The sequence below is a fragment of the Mesorhizobium sp. B2-4-6 genome (genome assembly GCF_006442775.1).
In the GTDB taxonomy this organism is placed as follows: Bacteria; Pseudomonadota; Alphaproteobacteria; order Rhizobiales; family Rhizobiaceae; genus Mesorhizobium.
Genome location: NZ_VFVI01000005.1, coordinates 334321 through 355547, shown reverse-complemented (window position 1 = coordinate 355547; position 21227 = coordinate 334321). Strand labels below are relative to the sequence as shown.

Genomic DNA, 21227 nt, shown 5'->3' with positions numbered 1-21227 from the left:
TTGGAACCGGAAACAAAGCAAGCGTCTCGACGGCTCTGGCTTGCATGCCGCAGCCCGGCCTTGCGGTCGGCCTGCGTCTGATTACACCGCCTGGCGGGCGATACGCTCGATGTCGGCACGGTTGATGCCGAGGTCGCTCAGCTGGCGGGCATTGAGCTTGTTCAGCTCTCGCACGGTTTCGTTGTACATGCGCCACTTACGGAAAGCACTGATCGGGTTCATGATGGTTTCTCCAGTCGTTTGGTCAAATCGTTTGATGCCGCGTAAATAGGCACTCCTGCCCACAAATTGAACGGACGCTTTTGCATGGCCGCAATGCGTTTTGTGCATTGCAGCATTAAGCCTTCGTTCAGCTTGTCGCTAAGGGAGGGCGCGGAGCCAGGATGGGTCGAGATTCAGGTCAGGCCGAGCCGAGAACAATGGCTTCCGAGAACCGGAGCGGAGCGCACTTTAGTACGTGAGCCCCGGAAGCACTGGAAGCCGTTATTCGCAGGCCGGCCTCACCTGTATCGGCCCGTCCTAGCCGACGTCGAGGACGATCTTGCCAATATGCTCGCCCTCTTCCATCCGCTCATGCGCGCGCCAGGCTTCGGTCAGCGGAAAGATCATGTCCATCACGGGGGCAACCTTGCGCGTGCCGAGCAGCGGCCACACCTGGGCCTCCAGCGCGGCGGCAATCGCCGCCTTGAATTCGACGGTGCGCGGGCGAAGTGTCGAGCCGGTGTGGGTCAGGCGCTTGACCATAAGCGTTGCGAAATTGGTGCTTGCGACGGCGCCGGCCTGCACCGCGATCTGGACGATGCGCCCCTCGACGGCCGCCGCCTCGTAGTTACGCGCGACATAGTCGCCGCCGACCATGTCGAGGATGACGTCGGCGCCCTTCCTGTCGGTCGCGTCCTTCACCGCGGCGACGAAATCCTCCTCGCGGTAGTTGATGGCCCGGGCGGCGCCGAGCTTGAGGCAGGCGTCGCATTTCTCCTTGCTGCCGGCGGTGGTGATCACAGTGGCGCCGAATGCCGAGGCGAGCTGGATGGCGGTGGTGCCGATGCCGGACGAGCCGCCATGGACGAGCAGTGTCTCGCCCTTCTTCAGGCCGCCGCGCTCGAACACATTGTGCCAGACGGTGAAATAGTTCTCCGGCACGGCGGCGGCTTCCGAATAGGTGAAGCCGGCCGGGATCGGCAGCACGCTGCCGGCATGGACCTTGACATATTCGGCATAGCCGCCGCCCGGCGTCAGCGCGCAGACCCGGTCGCCGATGCGCCAGCGCGATATCTCGTCGCCGAGTGCCGCGATTTCGCCGGCCACCTCGAGGCCGGGCAGGTCCGAGGCGCCGGGCGGCGGTGGATAGGCGCCCTTGCGCTGTTGCACGTCCGGCCGGTTGACTCCGGCCGCGTGCACACGGATCAGCACTTCGCCGGGGCCGGGCACCGGCACGTCGCGCGTTTCCGGCTTGAGCACCTTTGGCCCGCCCGGTTGCGAGATCGCGATGGCCGTCATATTTGCCGGAATCTTCTGCCCGTTTGCCATAGTGTCCCGTTCTCCTTGCATGCGCCTCGGCCCGAAAACCGGAATCGATTGTCGGAAAGCTCGTTGCGCGACTTACTACGCGTCTGAAAAGGCGCGCGGCGCTCCAGGCCTGTCGCCGGCCGTTTGCATCAGCGCCCCTGCCCTATGTATGCTGATTGTCAAATCAGGCAAATGGCCAAGTAAGGGAGGAGCGACGGATGGCGATCTTCGACGACGAACCCAGGAAGAAGCCGCGCCCGCACGAGATCGGCCAGGACCTGTCGCTGCTGTCCGTGGACGAATTGTCCGAGCGCATCGCATTGCTGCGCGACGAGATCGCCAGGCTGGAAGCCGAGCGCACCGCCAAGGGCGCCACCAAATCCGCCGCCGAGTCGCTGTTCCGCCGCGGATAAATTGTTCGGCGTGCTCGCTCGCCGCCGAAAAGCCCGAATACATCTGTCTTCAGACCCTGCGTCTCGAACCCGGATCAAGCGATGTTTGCAACCTACAGACCGATCCTCTCGCTGCTGCGCGGCACGGCGTTCCTGCTCGCCGCGTCCGGCCTGCACGGCCTGCTCTTGCCGCTGCGCGGCCAGGTGGAGGGTTTTTCGACCGCATCGCTCGGCCTGATGGGCACGGCCTGGGCGGGCGGCTTCGTCGCCGGCTGCTTCTTCGCACCACGTCTCGTGCGTCGCGCCGGCCATGTCAGGGCTTTCGGCGCCTTCGCCGCGTCAGGCGCGATCATCGCGTTGCTCACCGGCCTCATCATCGACGAATATTTCTGGATCCTTTTGCGCGCCTTCACCGGCTTCACCATGGCCGGCGCCTTCATGGTGATCGAGAGCTGGCTGAACGAGAAGGCCACCAACGAGAACCGCGGCACCGTCTTCGGCCTCTACATGATGGTCACCTATGCTTCGATCATGGGCGGCCAGATGATCGTCGCCGGCGGCGATGTGCGGTCGGCCTCGCTGTTCATGATCACCGGCATCCTTTTTTGCCTGTCGCTCATTCCGACGGCCGTGTCGACGCAGTCGCATCCCAAGCCCCTGCAGGACGTCAAGCTCGACGTCAAAGGCCTCTACGCCAATTCACCGGTATCGGCGGTGGCCTGCCTCCTGATCGGCATCGCCAACGGTGCCTGGGGCACGCTGGGCGCCGTTTATGGCGCCCGCGTCGGCATATCGACCGCCGAGATCGCGCTGATGATGAGCCTGGTGGTCATTTCCGGCGCCGCCATGCAGCTACCGGCCGGGCGTCTGTCGGATACAACCGACCGCCGCTTCGTGCTGGCTGGCGCGGCCTTCGGCGCGGCCCTGGTCGCGGTGCTGATCTTCCTGATCGCGCCGCGTTCGAGCGTCTTCATCATCGTGATGACCGCCGCCTATGGCGCGTTCGCCTATACGCTCTATTCGATCGCTGTCGCGCATGCCAACGACCACGCCCGCTCCGAGGACTTCGTCAAGGTTTCAGGCGGCCTGCTCCTGCTCTATGGCTTCGGCACGATGATCGGTCCGCTCTTGGCCGCGGCCTTGATGGGCTCGGTGCGTCCGGAGGGGCTTTTCCTGGCAACCGCGCTCGCGCATCTCAGCCTTGCCGGCTACACGCTGCTGCGTATCCGCGCCCGCGCGCCGGTGCCGATCGAAAACCGCGATGCCTTCAAGACGCAGCCCGCGGACCGCGCGGTCACGCCCGAGGCCACGCGGCTCGATCCGCGCAGAAAGGTTGAAACCAATAGTTGAGATTCGCAAGACTTTGCCTCACAAATAAAGGCATGATGTTTTCTGACGCCTTTGTGGCGATAGCCGATCCCAACCGGCGCTATCTTTTGGAAGAACTCCGGCGCGGCCCGAAGACGGTGAACGAATTGGCGGCCGGGTTGCCCGTCTCACGCCCTGCGGTCTCCCAGCATCTGAAGGTCCTGCTCGACGCCGGCCTGGTCAATGCCAAGGCCGAAGGCACGAGGCGCGTCTATGCCGTCAGCAGCGCCGGCTTCCTCAGACTCAACATCTGGCTCGACCAGTTCTGGGAAACGGCGCCGGGGGAATAGTCCTGACATGTCGCTCAGAAGTGTGCAGCGGTTCCGAGGCAACGACATGCATCAGACAAAGATCCAAAGCGCGATGCGCTTTGGCTGGAGGCCTCAAGCCGCCGCCTGCAGGGCAGCGCCGAGCGCATCCAGCAGTTCGCCGGTGCCATGCTCGCGGGTGGCCGGCGTATCGATGCCGTCGAAGAAGGCGCCCTGCTCCGTGAGGATAAACCGCGTTCCCTTGCCTTCGGGGATAAGCTCGATCGTCGCGAGCGAAACCGAGACCCGGGTTTCGCCGAACAAGAGCTCATAGCTGTAAACGATGCGCCGGTTGGGCACGATATCCTGATAGACCGCGTTGTAGAAATGCATCTGCCCGTCGCTGGGACAGCCGGCGTTCACCTCCTTGCCGCCAACGCGAAAATCCATCTCATGCCGGCTGGGCATGGGGTTGTCGGGATCGACGAACCAGCGCTTCTTGGCCGCCGGATCGCTCAGCGCGAAATAGACCTTCTCGGGCGCCGCCGGGTAGACGCGTTCGATGACGAAGGTGGAATGGACGACGGATCGTTCGCTCATGATGTATCCTTTCAGATTTCGTCTTTGGTCTGGGCGAGGAAATCGCCGAGACGGTCGAGCCGGCGCTCCCAGGCGAGCCGCCGCTCGTTGATCCAGCGCTCGGCGGCCCGAAGCGCCTGCGGTTCGATCCGGCAGGTGCGGACCCGGCCAAGCTTCTCGGTCCTCACCAGGCCGCTCGCCTCGAGCACGTTGAGATGCTGGACGACGGCCGACAATGACATCGCCAGCGGTTCCGCCAGCTGGCTGACCGACGCCGGCCCGCGCGACAGCCGATCCACCATTTGCCGCCGCGCCGGATCGGCGAGCGCCTGGAACATCAGGTCGAGCTGGGCGGGATCGTGCAGCATCGCGCTCTAGAGCATGATGCCGAAAAGTGTGAAGCGGTTTTCGGACGACATCATGCTCTATCTCTTTGATTTAGAGACGGATTCAGATTTCAGGTCGATTCGACCTGAAATCATCCGGCTCTAGCCGTTGTTGTAAGGGAGGAACTTGAAATAGGGCTGCGCTTCCTCGATGACGCGAGCGAAGGACGGACGCGCGAGCAGCCGGTCGTGGTAGCGCTTCACCGCCGGGAACTTGTCGCCGAACGGCTCGACCTTGTTGGCATAGAACAGCGCCGGCGACGCGGAGCAGTCGGCCATCGTGAAGGTCTCGCCCACCGCCCAGGTCTTGCCCTGCATATCCTCTTCGACGATGGCGTAGGAATTGCGCAGCTGCGCCCGGCACTCCTCGACGCCGAACGGATCGGTCTTGTCCTTTGGCCGCAGCCTGTCGCCGACGATCTTCTGCATCGGATGCTGCACGTAGAAATCGTAGAAGCGGTCGGCCTGGCGGACCTGAAGGGCGAGATCGATAGCGGCGGGAACGAGCTCGACCGGCCCCGGATAATGCGCGGCGATATATTCGACGACGATGGTCGATTCCAGCACCGTGCGGTCCCGCGCATCGTCGCGCAGCGCCGGCATCTTGCCGGTCGGCGACACTTTCAGGAAGGCAATGCGCGATGCCTCGTCGCCGAGATCGACGATGACCGGTTCGAAAGGCGTGCCGTTCTCGTAGAACGCGATCAGCGGCTTCCAGCAGAACGAGGCCAGCGGGTGGAAATGCAGCGTCAGGGACATTCTCGCTCTTCTTCGCGTTCGGTCGTCGGGAATACTGAAGTGATAACTTAACTATTTTCTCAAGCCGGTTGAGTCAAGCCGGAGCCGCCACGCCTAATGATGTGCGGCGATAGCGTCGACGATTTGAGGCCAGTCGTTGCGGTGCAGTTCATGGCCGCCGCCTTCGACCTTGACCAGCCTTGCGCCGGGAACGGCCTTGGCCAGCGCTTCGCCATGTTCGATCGGGAAGAGCGGGTCGGCGCTGCCGTGGATGACGAGCAGCGGCGCGCGAAGATCCCGCACCGTCCGCTGCGGGCCGCCGCCCTTGAGCAGGAAATGGTTGGTCGCGCTGGCGAGACCGCCGGAGCGATCGTAGTCCGCCTCGATCATCGCGCGCGTCCGTTCCTCGTCGAACGGATGGCGCGTGCTGGCAATCGCGCGGGCGTCCTTGACCATGAAGTCGAGCACCTGGTCCCTGTTCGACCAGTCGACATCGGCGCCCTGGGCCGAATGTTCCTTATAGGCTTCGGTCGTCCCGGGTAGGCCGGATGTGTCGACGCCGAGCGGCGAAGAAGAGATCACCGTGAGCGCGCCGACGCGTTCGGGATATTTCAGCGCGACGCTCTGCGCGAGCATGCCGCCCATCGACATGCCGGCGACATGCGCCCTGGCGACGCCGTGGTCGTCGAGCACGCGCATGGCATCGTCCACCATGTCCTCGAACGTGTAGGTCGGCGCCCCCGGCGGATATTTCGTCGACAGGCCGGTATCGCGGTTGTCGTAGCGGATGACGAAGCGGCCGCGCTCGGCAAGTTGCCGGCAGAAGGCTTCGGGCCACCACGACATCGAGGCCATGGCGCCCATGATCAAAAGGATCGTCGGATCTTTCGAACTGCCGAAGGTCTCCGAAACAATGTCGGGGCGCTGCGCTGCGGTGGTCATCTGCTCCTCCAATCTGATTGCATTTTGCAATCAGTTGCAGGATAGTGAAACCGATATCATGATGCAACTGGTTTTTCTGGAGACTGCCATGAGCATCGACCGTCGGTCCGGTTGCCCGATCAATCTGTCGCTCGAAGTGTTCGGTGACCGGTGGAGCCTGATCATCCTGCGCGACATGATCTTCGGCGGAAAACGCCATTTCCGCGAGTTGCTCAACGGCTCGATCGAAGGCATCGCCTCCAACATCCTGGCCGACCGGCTGAAGCGGCTGATGCAGCTCGGGCTTCTGACCAAGGCCGACGACCCCAGTCACAAGCAGAAGGCGATCTACAGCCTGACCGAGATGGCGATCACGCTGGTGCCGATCATGGCGCAGCTCGGCGCCTGGGGACGCGTCTGGCTGCCGGTTACGGAAGAATTGTCGATCCGCGCCGAGCTGCTCGAAAAAGGCGGCCCGCCGCTATGGGAGCGATTCATGGACGAACTGCGCTACGAGCACCTGGGCATGCCTTCGAAGACGCCGCCGGACACGCCCACCGTGCGCCAGCAACTGCGCGCTGCCTACGAGGCGGTTGTCGCACGAAAGGCTGAAGCCACCGTGGGTTGAGCGCTTTCGTCCCGGTAGCCCTTGGAGATTGGCCGAAACGTCCCTCGCGTCGTCATCCTATGGTCTGCGCAGCGTCGCTTCGCCCCGGAATGACGACATTGGAAGACCTAGTTCAGATTGATATCCCGGCTCGCCGACCGCATCGACACCGAGAAGCCGGCCAGCACGTCGAACAGCGCGATGATCATCAGCGTGAAGAAGACGGAGTGCGCCGCGCCCTTCACCAGCAGGAATTCGACCAGGAAGGCGATGAAGACCAGCGTCGACAAAAGATGATCCAAGATCGAGGCATTGGTCGTGCGCACCGATTTCGAGATCTCGATGAACAGGAAGATCAGCCCGATCAGCACCATCAGGTCGCCGAGCGTCATCGAGAACACGCCGCCCGACATCATGCGGAAGGAGAACATCTCGGTCATCCAGGGATCGTCGCCGCCGCCGAACAATCCGAGCAGGCCGAGATTGTAGAGGACGAAGGGCACGATCAGCAGCGGGATGGCACCGAACATCTGGGCGACTCCAATGGGGGCACCCTTTTGTAAAATCCGCCGCAGGCGCGCCGTCAAGGGTTTTCACCGGCGGCGGCGAACACGCTCTAAGACCTAATGAAATAACGATGTCAGCCAGTTGTTCGACTGACATCGCGCCATCATCTCACGCGCGAACGACCCTTAGCGCTTGAAATGGAGAGGAGACGACCCAGGGGCCGCGCGAAGTCAGCGCGAAGTCAGGTTGTGCCGATTTCGGGTCGGCCGCCGCGCCCATGAGGTCGCCAAAACAAAAAGACCGGCCAGAAGCCGGTCTTTGAAACGTCATGAACCGTGGAAGCTTCTCAGCTTTCCTTCGGCTCCAGAATCTGGCGGCCGCGATACATGCCGGTCTTCAGGTCGATATGATGCGGGCGGCGCATTTCGCCGGAATTCTTGTCCTCGACATAGGTCGGGGCCTTGAGCGCGTCGGCCGAGCGGCGCATGCCGCGCTTCGACGGAGAGGTTTTTCTTTTTGGAACGGCCATGGATATGCTCCACTACATGGTCAAAATGCCCCGACAACCCTCGCGAAAGGGCCGCATCGAGGCCATAATCTGAGAAAGTCGGGTGCCTATACACGCCTTGCGCCGTTTTGGCCAGCGCTGGCCGCGAATTTTTTTGAGCCGGCGGCGCTTCGCTTGGATCGGGACGCCGTTTCGTTGAAACGCCGTCATGATCCAAGTCTTCGTTGGGAGCGTGGTCTTTTCCGAAAACCGGTTCCCACCTTTCGGGATCACGCTCTAATCCAGGCAGCCCACATACGCACCCGACCTGCTCGCGCGCCGCTCGATCAGCGAGGCCAGCCGCCGCAGGCCCGGCCCCGGCTTGGCGGGATTGCGCGCGATCGGGTTGGGCAGGCTGACGGCCAGCAGCGCCGCCTGCCTTCGCGACAACTGCTTGGCCGAGACGCCGAAATGATGTTGGGCGGCTGCCTCGATGCCGTAGATGCCCGGCCCCCATTCGGCGATGTTGAGATAGATTTCCATGATCCGCCGCTTCGACATTACCGCGTCGAAATAGACGGCCAGCGGCAGCTCGACGACCTTGCGCACGCTGCCCAATGGCCGCGACCACAGGAAAAGGTTCTTCACCGTCTGCATGGTGATGGTGGAGGCTCCGCGCGTCGCCTCGCCGGCCAGCGCGTCGTCGACCACGCCGCGCAATTCGCCGAGGTCGACGCCGCGGTGGAAGCAGAACTGCCCGTCCTCCGACATGATCACCGAATGCGCCAGCACCGGCGCCACGTCGTCGATCGACACCCAGCGCCGGTCGTAGCCGGAAAAAGTCACGAGGTCCTTCAGCATCAGCGTCGAGACCGGATGCACGAAGGGCGGCAGGTAGAGGAAGGTGAGCACGACCGGGATGGCCGCCAAAACGATGGCGACGACCAGGCAACGCCGGCCAAGCCGCTTGAGACCGGCGCGGTTCAGGCGCCGACGTCGCGCCATGTCCAGCCCTTCGCTTTCATATTCGACGATCGGTTCCGTCAAGCCGCCCCACCCGTGCCTCGCCTCCTCCGGCATAAAGGCGCGAGCCTGCTTGCGCAATGTCTGAGTGTCGGCTACCGCTCCGGCCATGAGCAAAGACGACCAGATCGCCTTCGAATCCGCGCTTTTCATGCGTGCCGCCGCGGTCGAGACCGAGCTGCGGCGGATCCTCGACGCGCGTCCGCTCACCAGTGAGATCGCGCGGCCTGGGCGCCTGATGGCGGCGATGCGCCACGGCGTGCTCAACGGCGGCAAGCGGCTGCGGCCTTTTCTGGTCCTGGAAAGCGCCGCGCTGTTTTCGACCGAGAACGAGGCCGCACTCCGCGTCGCGGCGGCGCTGGAATGCGTGCATTGCTATTCGCTGATCCATGACGACCTGCCGGCCATGGACGACGACGATCTGCGGCGCGGCCAGCCGACGGTGCACAAGGCCTTCGACGAGGCGACCGCGATCCTCGCCGGCGACGCGCTGCTGACTTTGGCCTTCGATATCATCGCCGACGAAGCGTCCGTGCTGTCGGCCGAGCGCCGCGCCACCCTCGTTCTCGCACTTGCCCGCGCGGCCGGCGCCGGCGGCATGGTCGGCGGCCAGATGCTGGACCTCGAAGCCGAGCGCGAACGGCCGGACGAGGCGGGCATCATCACGCTGCAGGCGATGAAGACCGGCGCGCTGATCCGCTTCGCCTGCGAGGCCGGCGCGATCGTCGCCGGCGCGCCGCCAGCCGACCGCGAGAGGCTGGCCGAGTTCGGCTCGGCGATCGGCCTTGCCTTCCAGCTCGCCGACGACCTGCTCGACCTGACGGCGGATGCAAAGCAGATGGGCAAGGCAACGAACAAGGACGCTGCCGCCGGCAAGGCGACGCTTGCCGCGCTGCACGGCCCCGCCTGGGCGCGCGGCCAGCTCCACGGCCTTATCGACCAGGCGCACGCGCTGCTCGAGCCCTATGGCGAGCAGGCGGAATTGCTGAAAGCCGCCGCGACGTTCGTGGCGACGCGAAGCAGCTGAGAGCGGCCGGTTGTGCCCGGACGAGTTGGGCCGGCGATGCTTTAAATGTGATCCGGCGGGATTCCTCTACCAGGCAAAAAATGCGGTCTGTTTTGAACAGGGCGAGCCACTGTGGCGCGGCCAGCGCGGTCAGCCGCCCGATCAGTCCTGGTCCCCTGCAAGACGGCCCTTTGTCCTCAATGGCACCACATTTGCACCGGTCGGCCGGTCTGCCTCCGCGCCCTGCGCGGCGGCCGTCATATCGGCTCGCGGCAAATAGATCGTCACGGTTGTGCCCTTGCCGACTTCGCTGTCGATCGCGACCGCGCCGCCGGACTGCTGCGCGAAACCGTAGACCTGTGCGAGGCCGAGACCTGTGCCCTTCTCGGGCCCTTTGGTCGTGAAGAACGGCTCGAAAACCTGCGGAAGCACGTCTGGCGCAATTCCGATGCCTGTGTCGGCCACCCTTAACACGACGAATTCACCTTGCAGTCCGGCTGCATTGTCGTTGCTCGATAACAGCGCGTTCTCCGCCGTGATCGTTACCAGGCCACCGTCAGGCATGGCGTCCCGCGCGTTGAAGGCGATATTGACGAGGCCAAGCTCCAGTTCGCCGGGGTCGACCTTCACCGGCCAGGTTTCGGGTCCGATAGCGGCGACCAGCTTCACCGATTTGCGCATGGAACCCGCTACCATTCCGCGAACGGCTTCCACCCGCTCCGCCAGCGATACGACCTCGTAACGAGCAGACTGCTTGCGCGAGAAGGCCAGCAACTGGCGTGTCAATGCGGCGCCGCGCTGGAGTGCAAGTTCCACGGATTCGGTCGCCCGCTTCATTTCGGGATCGGTGCCGATTTTCTTCCCCAGGCGAACATAGCTTTCGACCACCGTCAGAAGGTTGTTGAAATCATGCACGATGCTGCCGGTCAGTTGACCGAGCGCATCCATTTTCTGAGTATGGACGCGTTGCGCTTGCGCCTGCCGGAGTGCGACCTCCGCATCGCGCCGATCTGTTATGTCGCGCGTGATCTTGGCGAAACCGATCAGCTCCCCTCGCTCGTCGCGGATCGGATCGATCACGACATTCGCCCAGAACAGCGTCCCGTCCTTACGGACGCGATGGCCCTCGGTTTCGAAGCGTCCATCCCGCGTTGCCGTATAGAGCGCGCGGCCAGGTAAACCGGCGGCACGGTCGTGCTCCGTGTAAAAACGTGAGAAGTGCTGACCGATGATTTCTTCGGCCGTATAGCCCTTGATACGCTCCGCACCGGTGTTCCAACTGGTCACCAGCCCGTTGGGATCAAGCATGAAAAGCGCATAGTCGGTCACGCCGCTCACCAGCAGGCGGAACTGGCGCTCGCTTTGACGCAAAGCTTCGTGCGCCGCACGGCGTTCGGTGATGTCGCGCGTAACCTTGGCGAATCCTTCGAGCTGCCCGGCATCGTTGCGGATCGGTGTAACGACAACCGATGCCCAGAAACGGCTGCCATCCTTGCGTACGCGCCAGCCCTCGCCTTCATACCGACCGTTCTGCATGGCTGCTTCGAGGACGCGGAGCGGCGTGCCTTTTGCCCGTTCCTCGCGCGTGTAAAATTTCGAGAAGTGCTGGCCGACGATTTCCTCGGCGGTGTAGCCTTTGAGCCGCTCGGCGCCTGCGTTCCAGTTGGTGACCATGCCGCTTGGATCGAGCATATAGATGGCATAGTCGGTCACGCCGTCGACAAGGATACGAAAGCGCCGCTCACTCTGCAGCAGCGACTGATGCGCGGCAACGCGCTCGGTGATGTCTCGCGTGACCTTCGCGTAACCCAGAAGAACGCCGTTGCGGTCCAATACCCGTTGAACAACGCCGTTCGACCAGAACCTGGTCCCGTCCTTGCGCACCCGCCAGGCTTCTGCCTCGTATCTTCCCTCCGCCTTTGCCTCGGCAAGCATCTTGTCCGGGACGCCGTTCGCCTGATCTTCGACTGTGAAAAACCGGGAAAAATGTTGCCCCAGGATCTCCGAAGCCGCGTAGCCCTTTATTTTTTCGGCGCCGGCATTCCAGCTGGTGATGAAGCCATCTGCATCAAGGGTGTAGATCGCGTAGTCGGCGACAGCATCGATGAAGAATTCGAGGCGATGGCTGTCGGAAAGATGTTGCGCGTCGGTTGTGGTCAATGGCATTGTCGGACTCGCGTTCTACGCTCGCATTAAGCAGTTCGTCCGGTAACGCGTCCGCAGCATAGGCGCGCCCACTCCGGCATAGCAACAAGCTTGGACCAATGGCGACATATTCACCCGCTCTCGCGGCCAATCTCAGAAACCTTGACCATTTATACAGCTTTGCTCCGGAAAACGAACCCGGAGACGACGAGGAAAATTCCGCCTCTCACGAGCTCGGCTCCGCCGAGCATGACGAACTCCCGTATAAGGTCGAATTGTGGAACGCCGCCAAGAATGGCGTCGAACAAATTCTTGCTGTCACGGCAAACGCCAGCATTGGCTACGCCGCTTATTATGCGGCGACGCGTGAGCATCCGGACCGTTACGTCACTTTGCGGCACAAGAACAATTTCGTTTCGAGATGGAACGGTCCGACGAATTAGGCCGAGGCCTGTCTATGACACGGAGCGCCAACACTTCCCGTTCGGCTGAAGCACTGCCCTATCGCATCGAACTCTGGCACGCCGAAAGCCATGAGATCGTTGAACGGATTCTCGCACGCGCCGTTACGGCCCAGCTTGCCCGCGCTATTTTTCAAGCCGCAAGGGACGAGCACCCTCAGCGGCGGATCACGCTGTGCAAGGGAAACCGAATCCTCTCCGATACGTCGGATTGACGATCTGCCGTTCGGCTTCCAAAACACTGCCTGGAATGCGCAATGCGCTCGGCGTAAAGCTCCGCACTGGACCGGCATCATAGACGATCGGCGATCTGGCTTGTCGCGAAACCGATACGCCGAATCTGTATCAAAAGCTGTCATCAGGCTCGCCAATTCCTCCAACGAAATCTTAATGTAAATCAAGCGTAATCCCGACCATTAAAATTGTGCGTATGTGTTGGGGTTGCGCATGCCGGAATATTCTTCCTTCCTCCGGTCGATCCGGATCCGCTACATTTCGGGACTGCTTGTCTTCGCGCTGGCCTCTGCCGCCGTCATGTTCGCGCTCAACCGTGTGAATTCGTACCGTCACGAGGTCGATGCCCTCAGCGGCAATTTCGTCATCTTCGCCCGCGACCTGCGCAACGCCACCAATTTCGCCGAGACGACCGGCACCGCCTGGCGCAGCGAGACGCGCGACGCCTTGACGACCGCCGCGCGCGGCCATTCCGAACGCCTGACGGGCGAGATCGGCATCCTGAACGCCCAGCTCGCCGCGATCAGGCCGCGCCTGTCGAGGAGCACCGTCAACGCATTGGACACCGCTTCGGTCAATGACGACCTGTTCTGGTCGGCGCGCGATATGGTGCGCAATTTCAACCTGATGGCGGTCGCCCAGAAGGTCGACGAGTGGAGCTACCGCGAAATCCGCAACCAGAACGACCTTTTCGCCCAGCCGATGCTGGTGAAGGTGCGCACCGCGCTCGACGAGGAGCGCCGCCTCGCCGATGCTTCCAACGACCGGCTGCTCCTGTGGGCGAGCGGCCTGCTGTTCGCAGTGCTCTCCATCGCCGCGGCTCTGATCTTCCGGCCGATGGAGAATGCGATCCGCCGCGCTTTCGCCGAGACCGCCGCATCTTTGTTCAAGGCCGAGGCAGCCGACCGCGCCAAGTCCGAATTCCTCGCCAATATGAGCCACGAGATCCGCACGCCGATGAACGGCGTGCTCGGCATGGCCGAACTGCTCGCCAAGACGGAGCTTACGCCGCGCCAGAAGACCTTCACCGACGTCATCGTCAAATCCGGCAACGCGCTGCTGACCATCATCAACGACATCCTCGATTTCTCGAAGATCAATGCCGGCCAGCTGACGCTCGACCCCGCCCCCTTCCGCCTGGCGGAAGCGGTCGAGGATGTGGCGACGCTGGTATCGGCACGCGTTGCCGAAAAGAACCTCGAGCTCATCGTGCGCGTCGACCCGCGCCTGCCGGCCTTCGTCGTCGGCGATGCCGGGCGCTTCCGGCAGATCGTCACCAACCTGCTCGGCAACGCCGTGAAGTTCACCGAGAAGGGCCATGTCCTGGTCGATGTCGGCGGCGATGTCGTCGACGGCGTGGTCCAGCTCAAGGTCCGCGTCGAGGACACCGGCATCGGCATTCCGGCCGAAAAACTGCAAAGCGTGTTCGAGAAATTCGCCCAGGTCGACGGCTCCTCGACCCGCCGCCATGAAGGCACCGGCCTTGGCCTCGCGATCGGCGCGCGGCTTGTCGACCTGATGGGCGGCAAGATCGGCGTCGAAAGCGAGATCGGCCGCGGTTCCGTGTTCTGGTTCGCCGTGCCGCTGCCGGCGCACGACCAGCAGTCGCGCGACGATTTGGTGCCCGTCGACGTCACCGGCGCCCGGGTGCTGGTCATCGACGACAATCCGGTCAACCGCGAGATCCTGCTGGAGCAGCTCAGAAGCTGGAGCTTCGACTGCGCCGCCGCCGAAAGCGGCGCGGTCGGCCTCGCCTTCCTCGACCGCGCCTGCCAGCTCGGCGCCTCGGTCGACTGCATTATCCTCGATTACCAGATGCCCGGCATGAACGGCGCCGATGTCGCCAGAGCCATCGCCGCCGACACCCGCCTCTCCTCCATCCCGGTCGTGCTGCTGACCTCGGTCGACCAGGTCGATTTCGGCAGGATGGTGATCGATTTCGGCATCGTCGCGCATCTCACCAAGCCGGCGCGTTCGGCGGTGCTGCTGGGCACCGTGATCTCCGCTATCCAGAAGGCGCGCACGCAAGGCGCCAAGGCGCATTTCGTGCGCGAGCCGGCCGCGGCGCAGGCGGCTCCGCCGGCCTTCACCGTCATCCGCGGCCCGGCCGTTCCGGTCCCGGCCGCGCCGGAATCGACGGCAGCGCCGAGCGGCCCTATCGACATCCTGATCGCCGAGGACAATGATGTGAACCAGCTGGTCTTCGGCCAGATACTCAACGGTTTCGGTCTCAGCTACCGCATCGCCGGCAATGGCCGCACCGCGGTCGAGATGTACCGCTCGCTGCGCCCGCGCCTGGTGCTGATGGACGTCTCCATGCCGGAGATGAACGGCTATGAGGCGACCCGCGCCATCCGTGCGATCGAACAGCAGAACGGCGATCGCACGCCGATCATCGGCGTCACCGCGCATGCTCTCAAGGGCGACCGCGAAAAATGCATCGAGGCCGGCATGGACGACTATCTGCCCAAGCCTGTCTCGCCCGACCGCCTCGGCGCCAAGATCGGCACTTGGCTCAGCGAGACCATGGCGGCGAAGACAGCGTAGTCAAATCGCCGCGTCGAGACGATAACGGCGCATCCAGTCGAGGCTTGTCTCGTCGGAGAGCTTTGCTACGCCCGGTCTGATGTCATCGGCGTCCGGAGGTGGAGCGCCTAGCGCCTCGCAAATCGAAATCAACGTTGCGGCCGGATCGGCGGCGAGGCGCTCATAGCCGATCCGCAGCGGCGCTATGCCCTGCTGCGCGAACCAGACGTTCCAGGCCGTGTCATAGGCTTGGAGCTCGCTGACTTCATCCCTGATGCGCTCGAAATCATAGCGCGATTCAGCCGGCAGCCCGACCCTTTCGATCTCGGTTCCGTCGGGGGCGATATGCCAGAGGCCGGTCTGCTCCGCCTTGACCAGCGAGACGGCCTGCGCGAGCTTGTCCTCGCGCGAAAGATGCATGTAAAGAACCCGGCCGAAGGCCTTCTCGAAACGCGCCTTGTCTGATGGAAGCCCGGGATGGATCCGGTCGAAGATCGCCGAAAGCTCGTCCAGATTTTCCCGCATCAGGCGCAGGCCGAAGATGCCCGTGCCGCCCTTGCCGGCCTTGATGGCCGCGTTGAGATAGGCGACATCGAAGTTGAGCTCGCTCATCGCGCCGCGACCGGGCAGGCCCCACTCCTCGCTCCATTCCGGCATGTCCTGCCGGCGATAGAACGAGTGGGGCACGCCAGTCCTCTTGGTCGATGTCAGCAGATCGCACAGCAAAGTGCTGCCGGTCCGGGGCGTGCCGCAGATGATGTATGCGTCAAACATTTTACCCGCCGCTGCTGGAGCCGGAATGATCCCGGCCGCCTATAGCCGAAATCGCCGTTGGATGCGAAGGGCGCATTCCTGCACGGAAAGCAGGCTGGTATCGACTTCAAGGTCGTAGTGCTGCCCCTCATGCACGCGATCGAACTGCCCGCGTGCGAGGCCAGGCAACCTGTTCCCACGCTCACTTTCGCGGGCTTCGAGCACATCGAGCGGCGCGAACACGCCGACGCGGAAAACCGCGAAATCGGACAGCAATTCCAGATACTGCGCCATTTCGCCGTCAAGCATCACATCGTCGACGATCAGGTTGTTGCCCTGGCGCGCCATCGCCGCGATGGCGTGCCGCATGCCTTGCATGGCTCGCTTGCCGACAAGCCCGGCCTCGATGGCGACGGATGGCTTGCCGTCCTTCCAGTTGGTCTTGTAGGCGAAGCCCGGCATGTTTTCCTGCAACGCCTCGGGGAGCATTTCGAGGAAGGCGTCCATCTCGACATGCAGATACGGCTCGGCGGTCATTCCCTGCAAAGCCCTGGCGATCGAGCTTTTGCCGGCGCTGCCGACACCGTTCAGCAGGACGATTTTGGTTGTCATCTCTTGCCACCCCATCTGTCTTGGCGTTGGCGTCACCGGTTGCGCAACACCACGCAGGCGCCGCCGACGCTTTGCAGCTTGTTGCAGATACCGTTGGCCTCGCCGCGCGAGTCGGCGCCGATCCTGACCGCATAGATGCCGCGCCGGCCGATCGGCGTGCGCACACGGCTCACCACCGGGTCGTGGCTGGCGAGCAGCGCCGGGAACCGGCCCCTGACCCTCAGCCACTGGCCTATCGCCGCCGAACGGCGGAAATTGCCCGCCACCTGCACGCCCCACGGCTTGACGTTGATCGAGGCCATGGCGACGGTCCGCGACATGATCACCGGCAGCCTGCGGCAGGCAACCGCGAAGCTCATCTTCGGGTCGAGCGGCTGGATGGTGCCGGCATAGGATTTGTCCGAGAACTTGTCGACGGGCTCGCCCATGACGTCGAAGACATAGCTCTCCGTCTCCATCGGCAGGAAGCCGCCCGAACTCAGCCAGCGCGACACACGGTTCTCGCCTGCATTGTAGGCCGCCGCCGCGAGGCCGAGATTGCCGTAGCTGACCTTCATCTCGGCGAGATATTTGGCCGAGGCCGGGATGGCCTGCCCGATGTCGAAGGGATCGGCGAGCCCGCGCATCTTGGCGGTGCCCGGCATGAATTGCGCTATGCCTTCGGCGCCGACCGGGCTCACCGCGTTCGGATCGAAGCGGCTTTCCTTCCAGATCAGCCGGGCGAAGAAATCCTTGGGCAGGCCGTTCTGCTGGGCCTGGGCTTCGATCAGATCGCAGACACGGTTGATCAGCCGTTTGGCGGCGGACCGCGACTGCGGTGGGTCGGCGAATGCCTGACCGGAAAGGATCAGCGCGCAGATCAGGATCAGCGTCGCGCGCGGCAAAAGCGGCATCGGCCTACTCGGCCGCTGCTTTGCCGTGTCCGTAGCGCTGCTCGATATAATCGCCGACCATCTTCTCGAAATCCTGCGCGATGGACGGACCGCGCAGCGTCGCCGCCTTCTTGCCGTCGATGAAGACGGGCGCCGTCGGCGTCTCCCCGGTGCCGGGCAGCGAGATGCCGATATCGGCATGCTTGGATTCGCCCGGACCGTTGACGATGCAGCCCATCACCGCGACCTTGAGACTCTCGACGCCGGGATACTTCTCTCGCCACACCGGCATGTTCTTACGGATATCGGCCTGGATGCTCTGGGCGAGCTCCTGGAACACGGTTGACGTCGTGCGCCCGCAACCGGGGCAGGCCGCGACGATCGGCACGAACTGCCGGAAGCCCATGGTCTGCAGCAATTCCTGCGAGACCTGCACCTCGCGGGTGCGGTCGCCATTCGGCTCCGGCGTCAGCGAGATGCGGATCGTGTCGCCGATGCCCTGCTGCAGGAGGATGCCCATGGCGGCCGAAGAGGCGACGATGCCCTTGGTGCCCATGCCGGCTTCGGTGAGACCCAGATGCAGCGCATGGTCGGAGCGGGTGGCGAGTTCGGTGTAGACGGCGATCAAATCCTGCACGCCGCTGACCTTGGCCGACAGGATGATCTTGTCGCGGCCGAGCCCGATCTCTTCCGCCATCTCGGCCGACAGGATCGCCGACTGCACGATCGCCTCGCGCGTGACTTCCTGCGCGGTGAGCGGCGAGCCCTTCGCCTGGTTGTCGTCCATCAGCCGGGTCAAAAGCTCCTGGTCGAGCGAGCCCCAGTTGACGCCGATGCGCACCGGCTTGTCGTGTTTGATCGCCATCTCGACGATCGCAGCGAACTGGCGGTCCCTCTTGTCCTTGAAACCGACATTGCCGGGATTGATGCGGTATTTGGCCAGCGCCTCGGCGCAGGCCGGATGATCGGCGAGCAGCTTGTTGCCGATATAATGGAAGTCGCCGACCAGCGGCACGTCGATCCCGAGCCTCAGCAGCCGCTCATGGATGCGCGGAACCGCCGCCGCGCTCTCGTCGCGGTCGACCGTGATGCGCACGATTTCCGAGCCGGCACGGTGCAGCGCCGCAACCTGGGCGACGGTCTGGTCGATATCGGCGGTGTCGGTGTTGGTCATCGACTGCACGACGACCGGCGCGCCGCCGCCCACCATCACGCCGCCGACGGATACGCCGACCGACTGGCGCCGCGGGAAGGGAGAAGAAAAATATCCGGTCATGCCGGCCGCCTTCATCTGGGATGTTCCGGGCATGAGGTGGCGGAGCAAAGATGGCTTGTCAATGGCAAGCTGCGGCCAAGGCTTGCAAATCGGTGAGCGCGATCAACGGCCGCAGGGCTCATGTAAAAACCCTCGGGCTGCAAGATCTACACTAAAACGGCTTGGTGATTCAGTAAAAACCAACAAGCCGGCGGCATATCTTGCCACCGGTAGGTTGGCACCGCAGCTGCTGCGGTGATGTTTGCCTAGGGCATGTTCAGTGTGTCGTAGGGCTCCCCTTCAGCTTTTCAATCTCGTCCTTGATTGCCAGCTTGCGTCGCTTGAGATTCACGATTTCGAGGTCGTCCACCGAAGGATGGTTCATCGCATCGGTGAGCTCGCGCTCGATGTCACCGTGTTTCCGCTGCAACTCATCAAGATGGGATGCAAGAGACATGATTGGTTCTCCCTTTCATGGTTTCCTCGATTGCAGCCGTCGCGGTCGCCTTCACCGCAGATTGCGACTGTGACGGCACCATGACAGTTTGCCACCAACCGATCTCGATGTCGAATGCCACGTGGTAGCATTCCACGACAAAGTGAAATGTGGTAAGGGCTGCGCGCCGGTCACAAACCCGCAAGTCACGGCCCCGCCCAAACAGCCCGATTGGGCGATGCACACGCAGACGGTAGATAATGTCCGAACAGGAACAGGCTGAAATACGCCTCGAATATTCCCGGCTCAAACAAGAACACGCCGATTTCGACGCCGCCATCAACGCGATGATCGCCACCGGCTGCGACCCGCTTCAGATCCAGCGCATGAAGAAGAAGAAGCTGATGCTGAAAGACCGGCTGTCGGCGCTGGAAGACCGCATCATCCCCGACATCATCGCTTAGGAGCCGACGCGGGGTCGCGGCCGGGAGGCCACGGGCCGTGCGGCCAGCGGGAGAGCGCATCCACCACATCCTTGCGGCTGTCGGCGAATTCCGCTAAGGCGCGCCTTTGCCGTCGCGGAGCCACACCTTGACCGATCAGCGTGCCGACGTCGCCATCATCATGGGCAGCCAGTCCGACTGGGCGACGATGCGCCAGGCCGCGGAGACGCTGGAGGCGCTGGGCATCCCGCACAGAAGGCTGATCGTCTCGGCGCACCGCACCCCCGACCGCCTCTATGAGTTCGCCAAGGGCGCCAAGGCCGCCGGCTACAAGGTCATCATCGCCGGCGCCGGCGGTGCGGCGCATCTGCCGGGCATGACGGCGGCGATGACGCCTCTGCCGGTCTTCGGCGTTCCGGTCGAGTCCAAGGCGCTTTCGGGCCAGGACTCGCTGCTTTCCATCGTGCAGATGCCGGCCGGCATCCCGGTCGGCACGCTGGCGATCGGCAAGGCGGGCGCCGCCAATGCCGCCCTGCTCGCCGCGGCGGTGCTGGCGCTCAACGACGACAAGCTCGCCGCCCGGCTCGATGCCTGGCGCTCGGCGCAGACCGCCAAGGTCGCCACCGAGCCGACGGACGCGCCGTGAGCCTGGCTCCTGGATCGGCCATCGGCATCATCGGCGGCGGCCAGCTCGGCCGCATGCTGGCTATGGCCGCGGCGCGCCTCGGCTACCATATCGTCGTGTTGGAGCCCCAGTCCGACTGCCCGGCCGCGCAGGTCGCCAACCGGCAGATCGTCGCCGCCTATGACGATCCGGCAGCGCTCGCCGAACTGGCCGCCGCCAGCGCCGTCGTCACCTATGAATTCGAGAACGTCCCGGTCGCCGCCGCCGCAACGCTGGCGGCAAAGGTCCCGGTCTATCCGCCGGCACGCTCGCTCGAAGTGGCGCAGGATCGCATCACCGAGAAAGGCTTTTTGAACGGCATAGGCATTCCCACCGCGGAGTTCCGCCCGGTCGACAATGACCACCAACTGACCGAGGCCCTGAAGGCGTTCGACGGCAGCGGGGTGCTGAAGACCCGCCGCATGGGCTATGACGGCAAGGGCCAGCGCGTCTTCCGCAACATGGAAACGGCCGGCTTTGCCGGCGTCTGCGAGGCGATGGGCAATGTGCCGCTGATCCTGGAATCGCTCGTCGCTTTCGAGCGCGAGATTTCGGTGATCGCCGCGCGAGGCCTCGACGGAACCATCGCCGCCTTCGATCCGGCCGAAAACGTCCACCGCGAAGGCATATTGCGCAGCTCGACCTTGCCGGCCGCCATCCGTCCGCAAACGGCCGCCGCCGCCAAGGACGCAGCCGCGAAAATCCTGTCCGCGCTCGATTATGTCGGCGTCATCGGCGTCGAGTTCTTCATGCTTGCCGACGGCTCGCTTCTGGCCAACGAGTTGGCGCCGCGCGTGCACAATTCCGGCCACTGGACGGAGGCCGCCTGCGTCGTCTCGCAGTTCGAGCAGCATATCCGCGCCGTCGCCGGCCTGCCGCTGGGCTCGCCCGCCCGGCATTTCGACTGCGTGATGGAAAACCTGATCGGCGACGATATGCTGAAGGTGCCGGCGCTGCTCGCCGAGCCCGACCTCATGCTGCATCTCTATGGCAAGACCGAGTCACGCCCCGGCCGCAAGATGGGCCATTTCACGCGGATTCGACGCCCGGGCTAA

At 63.7% G+C, this 21227-nt stretch carries 25 protein-coding genes; 10 read left to right on the top strand and 15 right to left on the bottom strand.

The annotated features are described in order from the left end of the window. Positions 1–81: 81 nt before the first annotated feature. A complete protein-coding gene (locus FJ957_RS16565; protein WP_095767350.1) occupies positions 82–222 on the bottom strand; it encodes a DUF1127 domain-containing protein in 141 nt (46 codons plus the stop codon). A gap of 297 nt (positions 223–519) precedes the next feature. Then, positions 520–1530, bottom strand: coding sequence for an NAD(P)H-quinone oxidoreductase (locus FJ957_RS16560; protein WP_140833077.1), 1011 nt, complete (start codon positions 1528–1530; stop codon positions 520–522). A 197-nt stretch (positions 1531–1727) separates the two neighbouring features. Between FJ957_RS16560 and FJ957_RS16555 the strand changes: the two genes are divergently transcribed. The 3 genes from FJ957_RS16555 to FJ957_RS16545 all read left to right on the top strand — a co-directional run bounded on the left by FJ957_RS16555 (position 1728) and on the right by FJ957_RS16545 (position 3559). Beyond that, the gene (locus FJ957_RS16555; protein ID WP_140645782.1) at positions 1728–1922 is read left to right on the top strand and encodes a DUF1192 domain-containing protein; all 195 of its coding nucleotides are present in this window, start codon (positions 1728–1730) and stop codon (positions 1920–1922) included. Positions 1923–2003: 81 nt separating this feature from the next. Next, a complete protein-coding gene (locus tag FJ957_RS16550; protein ID WP_140833075.1) occupies positions 2004–3251 on the top strand; it encodes an MFS transporter in 1248 nt (415 codons plus the stop codon). Positions 3252–3283: 32 nt separating this feature from the next. Beyond that, positions 3284–3559, top strand: a complete 276-nt coding sequence (locus tag FJ957_RS16545; protein ID WP_040985209.1) for a metalloregulator ArsR/SmtB family transcription factor — start codon at positions 3284–3286, stop codon at positions 3557–3559. A 93-nt stretch (positions 3560–3652) separates the two neighbouring features. Here the strand turns inward: FJ957_RS16545 and FJ957_RS16540 are convergent, their stop codons facing one another. The 4 genes from FJ957_RS16540 to FJ957_RS16525 all read right to left on the bottom strand — a co-directional run bounded on the left by FJ957_RS16540 (position 3653) and on the right by FJ957_RS16525 (position 6162). Continuing rightward, positions 3653–4117 (bottom strand): SRPBCC family protein, encoded by a 465-nt coding sequence (locus FJ957_RS16540; protein WP_140833073.1) that lies wholly within the window; start codon positions 4115–4117, stop codon positions 3653–3655. Between the two features lie 11 nt (positions 4118–4128). After that, entirely contained in the window at positions 4129–4464 is a 336-nt protein-coding gene (locus FJ957_RS16535) for a metalloregulator ArsR/SmtB family transcription factor (protein ID WP_140833071.1), read from the bottom strand. Between the two features lie 120 nt (positions 4465–4584). Next, positions 4585–5241 (bottom strand): glutathione S-transferase family protein, encoded by a 657-nt coding sequence (locus tag FJ957_RS16530; RefSeq protein WP_140833069.1) that lies wholly within the window; start codon positions 5239–5241, stop codon positions 4585–4587. A gap of 93 nt (positions 5242–5334) precedes the next feature. Then, positions 5335–6162 carry an alpha/beta hydrolase gene (locus FJ957_RS16525; RefSeq protein ID WP_140833067.1) on the bottom strand — a complete coding sequence of 276 codons (828 nt, stop codon included), beginning with the start codon at positions 6160–6162 and terminating at the stop codon, positions 5335–5337. 88 nt (positions 6163–6250) lie between these two features. Between FJ957_RS16525 and FJ957_RS16520 the strand changes: the two genes are divergently transcribed. Next, on the top strand, positions 6251–6769 hold the full coding sequence (locus tag FJ957_RS16520; RefSeq protein ID WP_140833065.1) for a helix-turn-helix domain-containing protein: 519 nt from the start codon (positions 6251–6253) through the stop codon (positions 6767–6769). 107 nt (positions 6770–6876) lie between these two features. On the opposite strand, the gene FJ957_RS16515 is transcribed toward FJ957_RS16520, so the two are convergent. The 3 genes from FJ957_RS16515 to FJ957_RS16505 all read right to left on the bottom strand — a co-directional run bounded on the left by FJ957_RS16515 (position 6877) and on the right by FJ957_RS16505 (position 8747). Next, positions 6877–7278, bottom strand: a complete 402-nt coding sequence (locus FJ957_RS16515) for a hypothetical protein (RefSeq protein ID WP_042641631.1) — start codon at positions 7276–7278, stop codon at positions 6877–6879. 323 nt (positions 7279–7601) lie between these two features. Beyond that, the gene (gene rpmF, locus FJ957_RS16510; RefSeq protein ID WP_140833063.1) at positions 7602–7784 is read right to left on the bottom strand and encodes a 50S ribosomal protein L32; all 183 of its coding nucleotides are present in this window, start codon (positions 7782–7784) and stop codon (positions 7602–7604) included. Positions 7785–8039: 255 nt separating this feature from the next. After that, the gene (locus tag FJ957_RS16505; RefSeq protein ID WP_181175322.1) at positions 8040–8747 is read right to left on the bottom strand and encodes a transglycosylase domain-containing protein; all 708 of its coding nucleotides are present in this window, start codon (positions 8745–8747) and stop codon (positions 8040–8042) included. Between the two features lie 169 nt (positions 8748–8916). Here FJ957_RS16505 and FJ957_RS16500 point away from each other — a divergent pair, with 169 nt between their 5' ends. Further along, on the top strand, positions 8917–9792 hold the full coding sequence (locus FJ957_RS16500) for a polyprenyl synthetase family protein (RefSeq protein WP_246685860.1): 876 nt from the start codon (positions 8917–8919) through the stop codon (positions 9790–9792). Positions 9793–9933: 141 nt separating this feature from the next. On the opposite strand, the gene FJ957_RS16495 is transcribed toward FJ957_RS16500, so the two are convergent. Continuing rightward, positions 9934–11937, bottom strand: a complete 2004-nt coding sequence (locus tag FJ957_RS16495; RefSeq protein ID WP_140833059.1) for a PAS domain-containing sensor histidine kinase — start codon at positions 11935–11937, stop codon at positions 9934–9936. Between the two features lie 98 nt (positions 11938–12035). On the opposite strand from FJ957_RS16495, the gene FJ957_RS16490 reads away from it, so the two are divergent. Both FJ957_RS16490 and FJ957_RS16485 read left to right on the top strand, forming a co-directional pair. Next, positions 12036–12359 (top strand): hypothetical protein, encoded by a 324-nt coding sequence (locus FJ957_RS16490; protein WP_140833057.1) that lies wholly within the window; start codon positions 12036–12038, stop codon positions 12357–12359. Between the two features lie 465 nt (positions 12360–12824). Further along, the gene (locus tag FJ957_RS16485) at positions 12825–15158 is read left to right on the top strand and encodes a response regulator (protein ID WP_140833055.1); all 2334 of its coding nucleotides are present in this window, start codon (positions 12825–12827) and stop codon (positions 15156–15158) included. On the opposite strand, the gene FJ957_RS16480 is transcribed toward FJ957_RS16485, so the two are convergent. The 5 genes from FJ957_RS16480 to FJ957_RS16460 form a co-directional block, all read right to left on the bottom strand. After that, a complete protein-coding gene (locus FJ957_RS16480; protein WP_140833053.1) occupies positions 15159–15911 on the bottom strand; it encodes a Stf0 family sulfotransferase in 753 nt (250 codons plus the stop codon). A 39-nt stretch (positions 15912–15950) separates the two neighbouring features. Next, positions 15951–16502, bottom strand: coding sequence for an AAA family ATPase (locus FJ957_RS16475; protein WP_140833051.1), 552 nt, complete (start codon positions 16500–16502; stop codon positions 15951–15953). Positions 16503–16534: 32 nt separating this feature from the next. After that, on the bottom strand, positions 16535–17395 hold the full coding sequence (locus FJ957_RS16470) for a lytic transglycosylase domain-containing protein (protein WP_140833050.1): 861 nt from the start codon (positions 17393–17395) through the stop codon (positions 16535–16537). A gap of 4 nt (positions 17396–17399) precedes the next feature. Continuing rightward, on the bottom strand, positions 17400–18650 hold the full coding sequence (gene ispG / locus FJ957_RS16465; protein WP_140833048.1) for a flavodoxin-dependent (E)-4-hydroxy-3-methylbut-2-enyl-diphosphate synthase: 1251 nt from the start codon (positions 18648–18650) through the stop codon (positions 17400–17402). Between the two features lie 256 nt (positions 18651–18906). Continuing rightward, positions 18907–19086, bottom strand: a complete 180-nt coding sequence (locus FJ957_RS16460; protein WP_027166662.1) for a YdcH family protein — start codon at positions 19084–19086, stop codon at positions 18907–18909. A gap of 239 nt (positions 19087–19325) precedes the next feature. Here FJ957_RS16460 and FJ957_RS16455 point away from each other — a divergent pair, with 239 nt between their 5' ends. The 3 genes from FJ957_RS16455 (at position 19326) to FJ957_RS16445 (ending at position 21227) form a co-directional block, all read left to right on the top strand. Next, positions 19326–19529: a DUF465 domain-containing protein gene (locus tag FJ957_RS16455; RefSeq protein ID WP_040985243.1), complete on the top strand. Its 204-nt coding sequence runs from the start codon at positions 19326–19328 to the stop codon at positions 19527–19529. A 127-nt stretch (positions 19530–19656) separates the two neighbouring features. Then, on the top strand, positions 19657–20154 hold the full coding sequence (gene purE, locus FJ957_RS16450; protein ID WP_140833046.1) for a 5-(carboxyamino)imidazole ribonucleotide mutase: 498 nt from the start codon (positions 19657–19659) through the stop codon (positions 20152–20154). Further along, positions 20151–21227: a 5-(carboxyamino)imidazole ribonucleotide synthase gene (locus FJ957_RS16445; RefSeq protein WP_140833044.1), complete on the top strand. Its 1077-nt coding sequence runs from the start codon at positions 20151–20153 to the stop codon at positions 21225–21227. Before purE ends, FJ957_RS16445 begins: the two co-directional genes overlap by 4 nt.

Bases quoted from the DNA above. Each gene is read 5' to 3' on its own strand.
- FJ957_RS16505 (WP_181175322.1), bottom strand. From the start codon at position 8,747: ATGGCGCGACGTCGGCGCCTGAACCGCGCCGGTCTCAAGCGGCTTGGC.
- FJ957_RS16545 (WP_040985209.1), top strand. From the start codon at position 3,284: ATGATGTTTTCTGACGCCTTTGTGGCGATAGCCGATCCCAACCGGCGC.
- FJ957_RS16460 (WP_027166662.1), bottom strand. From the start codon at position 19,086: ATGTCTCTTGCATCCCATCTTGATGAGTTGCAGCGGAAACACGGTGAC.
- FJ957_RS16520 (WP_140833065.1), top strand. From the start codon at position 6,251: ATGAGCATCGACCGTCGGTCCGGTTGCCCGATCAATCTGTCGCTCGAA.
- FJ957_RS16525 (WP_140833067.1), bottom strand. From the start codon at position 6,162: ATGACCACCGCAGCGCAGCGCCCCGACATTGTTTCGGAGACCTTCGGC.
- FJ957_RS16565 (WP_095767350.1), bottom strand. From the start codon at position 222: ATGAACCCGATCAGTGCTTTCCGTAAGTGGCGCATGTACAACGAAACC.
- FJ957_RS16540 (WP_140833073.1), bottom strand. From the start codon at position 4,117: ATGAGCGAACGATCCGTCGTCCATTCCACCTTCGTCATCGAACGCGTC.
- FJ957_RS16490 (WP_140833057.1), top strand. From the start codon at position 12,036: ATGGCGACATATTCACCCGCTCTCGCGGCCAATCTCAGAAACCTTGAC.
- ispG (WP_140833048.1), bottom strand. From the start codon at position 18,650: ATGACCGGATATTTTTCTTCTCCCTTCCCGCGGCGCCAGTCGGTCGGC.
- rpmF (WP_140833063.1), bottom strand. From the start codon at position 7,784: ATGGCCGTTCCAAAAAGAAAAACCTCTCCGTCGAAGCGCGGCATGCGC.
- FJ957_RS16515 (WP_042641631.1), bottom strand. From the start codon at position 7,278: ATGTTCGGTGCCATCCCGCTGCTGATCGTGCCCTTCGTCCTCTACAAT.
- FJ957_RS16500 (WP_246685860.1), top strand. From the start codon at position 8,917: ATGCGTGCCGCCGCGGTCGAGACCGAGCTGCGGCGGATCCTCGACGCG.
- FJ957_RS16455 (WP_040985243.1), top strand. From the start codon at position 19,326: ATGTCCGAACAGGAACAGGCTGAAATACGCCTCGAATATTCCCGGCTC.
- FJ957_RS16535 (WP_140833071.1), bottom strand. From the start codon at position 4,464: ATGCTGCACGATCCCGCCCAGCTCGACCTGATGTTCCAGGCGCTCGCC.
- FJ957_RS16470 (WP_140833050.1), bottom strand. From the start codon at position 17,395: ATGCCGCTTTTGCCGCGCGCGACGCTGATCCTGATCTGCGCGCTGATC.
- FJ957_RS16475 (WP_140833051.1), bottom strand. From the start codon at position 16,502: ATGACAACCAAAATCGTCCTGCTGAACGGTGTCGGCAGCGCCGGCAAA.
- FJ957_RS16485 (WP_140833055.1), top strand. From the start codon at position 12,825: ATGCCGGAATATTCTTCCTTCCTCCGGTCGATCCGGATCCGCTACATT.
- FJ957_RS16530 (WP_140833069.1), bottom strand. From the start codon at position 5,241: ATGTCCCTGACGCTGCATTTCCACCCGCTGGCCTCGTTCTGCTGGAAG.
- FJ957_RS16495 (WP_140833059.1), bottom strand. From the start codon at position 11,937: ATGCCATTGACCACAACCGACGCGCAACATCTTTCCGACAGCCATCGC.
- FJ957_RS16550 (WP_140833075.1), top strand. From the start codon at position 2,004: ATGTTTGCAACCTACAGACCGATCCTCTCGCTGCTGCGCGGCACGGCG.
- FJ957_RS16555 (WP_140645782.1), top strand. From the start codon at position 1,728: ATGGCGATCTTCGACGACGAACCCAGGAAGAAGCCGCGCCCGCACGAG.
- FJ957_RS16480 (WP_140833053.1), bottom strand. From the start codon at position 15,911: ATGTTTGACGCATACATCATCTGCGGCACGCCCCGGACCGGCAGCACT.
- FJ957_RS16560 (WP_140833077.1), bottom strand. From the start codon at position 1,530: ATGGCAAACGGGCAGAAGATTCCGGCAAATATGACGGCCATCGCGATC.